General features: G+C 69.2%; 5 protein-coding genes. 3 read left to right on the top strand and 2 right to left on the bottom strand.

All coding sequences use genetic code 11. The features are described 5' to 3' along the window. From RMO97_RS11685 to RMO97_RS11675, 3 genes are all read left to right on the top strand, one after another. Positions 1-1,013 (top strand): ABC transporter ATP-binding protein (locus RMO97_RS11685; RefSeq protein WP_310541226.1); only part of this gene is annotated, 1,013 nt, incomplete at its 5' end. Next, positions 1,010-1,906 (top strand): ABC transporter permease, encoded by an 897-nt coding sequence (locus RMO97_RS11680; protein WP_310541224.1) that lies wholly within the window; start codon positions 1,010-1,012, stop codon positions 1,904-1,906. The genes RMO97_RS11685 and RMO97_RS11680, both read left to right, overlap by 4 nt. Then, positions 1,903-2,697: an ABC transporter permease gene (locus tag RMO97_RS11675; RefSeq protein WP_310541222.1), complete on the top strand. Its 795-nt coding sequence runs from the start codon at positions 1,903-1,905 to the stop codon at positions 2,695-2,697. The genes RMO97_RS11680 and RMO97_RS11675 overlap by 4 nt, the downstream gene beginning before the upstream one ends. A 68-nt stretch (positions 2,698-2,765) precedes the next feature. On the opposite strand, the gene RMO97_RS11670 is transcribed toward RMO97_RS11675, so the two are convergent. Beyond that, positions 2,766-4,175: an amidase gene (locus RMO97_RS11670; RefSeq protein WP_310541220.1), complete on the bottom strand. Its 1,410-nt coding sequence runs from the start codon at positions 4,173-4,175 to the stop codon at positions 2,766-2,768. Between the two features lie 352 nt (positions 4,176-4,527). After that, positions 4,528-4,989 carry an SRPBCC family protein gene (locus RMO97_RS11665; protein WP_310541219.1) on the bottom strand — a complete coding sequence of 154 codons (462 nt, stop codon included), beginning with the start codon at positions 4,987-4,989 and terminating at the stop codon, positions 4,528-4,530. Between the last annotated feature and the right edge of the window lie 208 nt (positions 4,990-5,197).

Raw genomic sequence — 5,197 nt, 5'->3', positions numbered from 1 at the left:
CGATCTATGAGAGCGAGTTCTTCGCCCTGCTCGGCCCCTCGGGCTGCGGCAAGACCACCCTGATGCGCCTGCTCGCGGGATTCGAGACCCCGGACGCCGGACGCATCACCCTGGCCGACCAGGATCTGGCCGGCCGGGCGCCGCACCAGCGGCCGGTGAACATGATGTTCCAGTCCTACGCCTTGTTCCCTCACCTCTCCGTCGAACAGAACATCGCCTTTGGCCTGAAGCAGCAGGGGATGCCCAAGGAGCAGATCGCAGACCGGGTGGTGGAGATGCTGGACTTGGTTCGCCTGCCGGGCTTGGCGCGGCGCAAGCCGCACCAGCTTTCCGGCGGGCAGCGGCAGCGGGTGGCCCTGGCCCGCGCCATCGCCCCCAATCCCAAGATGCTGCTGCTGGACGAGCCCCTAGCCGCCCTGGACAAGAAGCTGCGCGAGGAGACTCAGTTCGAGCTGATCGCCCTGCAGCAGCGGCTGGGCATGACGTTCCTGATCGTCACCCATGACCAGGAAGAGGCCATGGTCACCGCCGACCGGATCGCGGTGATGCGCGACGGCCAGATCGTGCAGATCGGCCGTCCCGCCGAGGTCTATGAGACCCCCAATTCCCGCTACGTGGCCGACTTCATTGGCGACGTGAACCTGTTCGAGGGATCGGTGACGACCGCCGACGGCAAGCTGGTGAAGATGACCACCGCCGACTGTCCGGCGGGATTCGAGGCTCTGGAGGACGACGCCCTGGCCGTGGGATCCACCGCCTGGCTGGGTGTGCGGCCAGAGAAGATCCAGCTCCACCTCGACCCACCGAGTGACGGCCCAAACCGGATGGCCGGCAAGGTGGCCGACTATGGCTATCTCGGCGACTGGACCACCTATGTCGTGGAGTTGGAGAGCGGTCGCACGGTGCGCGCCGCGCGCGCCAACGCATCGCGGCTGGTGGCCCGCCCCATCGCCTGCGACGACGCCGTCTGGCTGACCTTCACCCCGGACGCCGCCGTGGTGCTGACGCAGTGAGCGGCAGGCCCCGGACAGGCCTGGCCGCCCTCGCCCCCCTCCTGTGGCTGGGGGTCTTCTTCCTGTTCCCGTTCTTCCTGGTGGCCAAGCTGTCGCTGTCGGACACGGCCCTGGCCATGCCGCCCTATGCGCCTCGGGTCGACTGGAGCGCCGGGATCGCGGGGGTGCGGGCCTTCTTCGCCGCGCTGGACTTCGAGACCTATGCCCGGCTCACCAGCGACAGCCTCTATGTCGCCTCCTACCTGTCGAGCCTGAAGTTCGCGGCGGTGGCCACCGGCCTGCTGCTGATCATCGGCTATCCCATCGCCTACGGCATGTCGCGGTTCCCGCCCCCGCAGCGCCTGGCGCTGCTGATGGCGGTGATCCTGCCGTTCTGGACGAGCTTCCTGATCCGGGTCTACGGCTGGATCGCGATCCTCAAGCCGCAGGGGCTGCTGAACGCGGCCCTCGCCCAGGTGGGGCTGGGGCCGCTGAACATCCTCAACACCGACACCGCGGTCTATATCGGCCTGGTCTACGCCTACCTGCCCTTCATGGTGCTGCCGCTCTACGCGGTGCTGGAGAAGCAGGACCAGAGCCAGCTGGAGGCCGCCGCAGACCTCGGCTGCACGCCCTCCCATGCCTTCTGGCGGGTGACCTTCCCCCTCTCCCTGCCCGGCGTCGGGGCCGGCGCCCTGCTCTGCTTCATCCCCATGGTGGGGGAGTTCGTGATCCCGGACCTGCTGGGGGGCTCGGGCACCCTGATGCTGGGGAAGACCATCTGGACGGAGTTCTTCGCCAACCGCGACTGGCCCGCCGCCTCGGCAGTGGCGATCGTGCTGCTGGCCACCCTGGTGATCCCCATCGTGCTGTATCAGCGCCAGCAGCAGAGAATGATCGAGGCCGGCCAATGAAGGGGCCGTCGGCCTTCAACCGGGTCTCGGTGGCGGCGGGGCTGGCCTTCCTCTACCTGCCCATCGTCCTGCTGGTGATCTACTCCTTCAACGCCAGCCGCCTGGTGACCGTCTGGGGCGGCTTCTCCACCAAGTGGTACGCGGCCCTGCTGCGGGACGACCAGCTGCTGGACGCCCTGGGCGTGACCCTCCGGGTCGGGCTGATCTCGGCGACCCTCGCCACCGTCCTCGGCACCCTGGCGGCGGTCGCGCTGGCGCGGTCAGGGCGGGGGCGGCTGCTGTTCTCGGGCATGATCTACGCGCCCCTGGTGATGCCCGAGGTGATCCTGGGGCTGTCCCTGCTGCTGCTGTTCGTGGCCTTCGGCTTGCCGCGCGGCTTCTGGACGGTGACGGTCAGCCACGCCACCGTCACCCTCTGCTACGCCACCGTGGTGGTGCAGGCCCGGCTGGTAAGCTTTGACAGGGCGCTGGAGGAGGCCGCCCGTGACCTGGGCTGCACGCCGCTCCAGGCCTTCTTCGCCGTCACCCTGCCCAATATCGCCCCCGCCGTGGCGGCGGCCTGGATGCTGGCCTTCACCCTGTCCCTGGACGACCTGGTGATCGCCAGCTTCACCTCAGGCCCGGGCGCCACCACCTTGCCGATGCGGATCTACAGCCAGGTGCGGCTCGGGGTCAGCCCGGAGATCAACGCGGTCTCCACCCTGCTGATCGGCCTGGTGGCCACCGGGGTGATCGGGGCCTACCTCTTCCTGCAGCGGCGAGCCCGTGTCGCAGTTTTAGGCGCCACGTGAAGTCGTAGTCCGGCCCCGCGCAGTTCATGCTGGAGTCGAACGATTCCTCACAACCCATTGAATAGGTTTTAGATCGGCGCGACGCGGTCGAACCAGGGTTTGGCCACCTCGAGCTGGCCGGCCAGGCGGAACAGGGTCGCCTCGTCTCCCATCCGCCCCACGAACTGCAGGCCGATAGGCAGGTTCCCCTTCGACCAGGCGAGCGGCACGGTCATGGCCGGCTGGCCGGTGTTGTTGAAGGCCTGGGTGTTGGGCATGAAGGCGAACAGCCGCGCGCTGAACCGGCGCAGATCCTCATGGAGATGGCCGATGGGGATCGCCGGGCTGCCGAGGGTCGAGAGCAGCAGCACATCGTAGGTCTCGGACAGCGCCGCCACCGCCCGGCCATAGGCGTGGATCGCCGCCAGGCCGCGGACATAGCTGGCGCCAGTGACGCCGGCGCCGCGCTGGTACATGGCCCAGGTCAGCATCTCCACGTCGGCGTCGGTCACCGAGCGTCCACGGCGCTCGGCCTCCGCGTCAAAGGTGGCCGCGACGCTGGCGGCGATGACGTCGCCCGCCGCCTGCTGCATGGCGGCCAGGTTCCCCGGCAGGGTCACCTCCTCCACCGTGTGGCCAAGGCTGGCGCACAGCTTGGCGGCGTCCAGCACGGCCTCCACGCATTCCGGATCCAGGGCGTCCGAGGCCAGGGCCGTAGTGGTGAAGCCGATGCGCAGGCTGCCGGGCGGGCGGGCGACCTCGTCAGCGTAGGGCCTGGACGGCGCGGCCAGGAAGTAAGGGTCGCCGACCTGCGGCTGGCAGGCGATGTCCAACAGGACGGCGGAGTCACGGACCGAACGGGTCACCGCATGCTGGACCGAGGCGCCGCCCCACCCCTCCCCCAGCGGCGCGAAGGAGACCCGGCCCCGCGAGGGCTTCAGGCCGAACAGACCGCAGGCCGAGGCGGGCGTGCGGATCGAGCCGCCGCCGTCGCTGGCGTGGGCGGCCGGCACAATACCCGCGGCGACCGCCGAGGCCGCCCCGCCCGAGGAGCCGCCCGGCGTGCGCGAAACATCCCAGGGATTACGGCAGGGCCCCAGGAAGGTGCTCTCGGTGACCGGCAGCAGGCCGAACTCCGGGGTGTTGGTCTTGCCGAAGATCACCAGGCCCGCGTCGCGATAGGCTTTGGTGATGGCGCTGTCGGCGGCCGCGACATTGTCCTTCAGCAGGGCCGAGCCCGACGAGGTGACCGTGCCCCCCAGCAGGGCGCCCAGGTCCTTGAGCAAATAGGGCACGCCGGCCAAGGCGCCGGTGGGTCCGCCCGCCGCCTGCTTCCGTCCGAAGTCCGCGAGGTCCAGGGTGACGGCGTTGAGCGCGGGGTTGACCTGCGCCATCCGCTCCAGGGCCGTCTCGAGCAGTTCGCCGGCGGAAACCTCGCCCTTGCTCACCAGGCCGGCCAGGGCCACGGCGTCGTGCGCGCGATATTCTTCGAACTTCATGGCTGCTCTCCCTGTTCACGCCAGAGGATCACAGGGTTCCCAAGCGGTGCGATACAGAAATTCGCCTCCAAGGCGTTTTTCTTGGGAACGCTCTGAGGGCCCGCGAATTAATAGGGGGCGACGGCAAATCGCCCCCCCGACTTGAGCCGTCGCCCTGGCCCCGGGCTCCTTTTCAGGAGCGCCGGGGCTTTCTTCTTCTCCCCGCGACAAAACGTCGATTTGTGAAGTCCGTATGACTCCGACATAACCCATGCAGGTTTCGGGACCGGCGCTCCTGCGGAGCGACAGTCGACCTGTCGGGGGACAGGTGAAGGCGCTGCCGGCTCGGTCGGGAGCGCCTTTTCCGTGGGCGTCAGGCGTTGGCCTGGAGGGCGACCTGGTCGCGGTACACCTCCCGTGTCGCCTTGAACCGTTCAAACGGGAAGGCGATGGGCGCCCCGGCCAGGGCGCAGGCCAGCATTTCCAGATGCGCCGCCCAGCCGGCCGCCGACCGTCCGACATCGTCATCCGGCGGCAGGATCAGGGTGAGGGTCAGCTCGACGCCGCCATCCCGGGGCTCGAGCCGCCAGCGGATCGGGCGGGGCGGATCGGAGGGCCCGCTCCAGGAATAGTCCAGCCGCTCAAGCGGCGTCACAGCCGTCACCACGCTGTCGATGACGATGCCGCTGTCGCCGAAGTCGAGACGCACTGCGCCGCCGACCCGAAGGTCGATGCTTCCCGGCGCCAGCCACTGCACCAGCCGCTCAGGCGTGGACAGGGCCGCCCACACCTCGTCGGGAGACGCCTCAAGCCAGCGCGTCAGACGGGCCGTCATCCTCGCCCCTTCGCGTCCAAAGGTCGTGGGGCCGAGTTCCGGATCCGCCATGGGTCACCTCCTGACCGGCAGACTAGGCGGCGGGCCCGCGGCGCTCGTTGACTCAGGTCAAGACCGTAAGCCGTTGCCCCGCAGCGGCCGAAACGGCTAAGGAGGGTCGGCCCGAGCGGGCCACCAGACGCCGGATTAGCTCAGCTGGTAGAGCAGC

The sequence above is a fragment of the Phenylobacterium sp. genome, from assembly GCF_031425575.1.
Taxonomy (GTDB): Bacteria; Pseudomonadota; Alphaproteobacteria; order Caulobacterales; family Caulobacteraceae; genus Phenylobacterium.
This window is presented reverse-complemented; position numbering and strand designations above follow the sequence as displayed.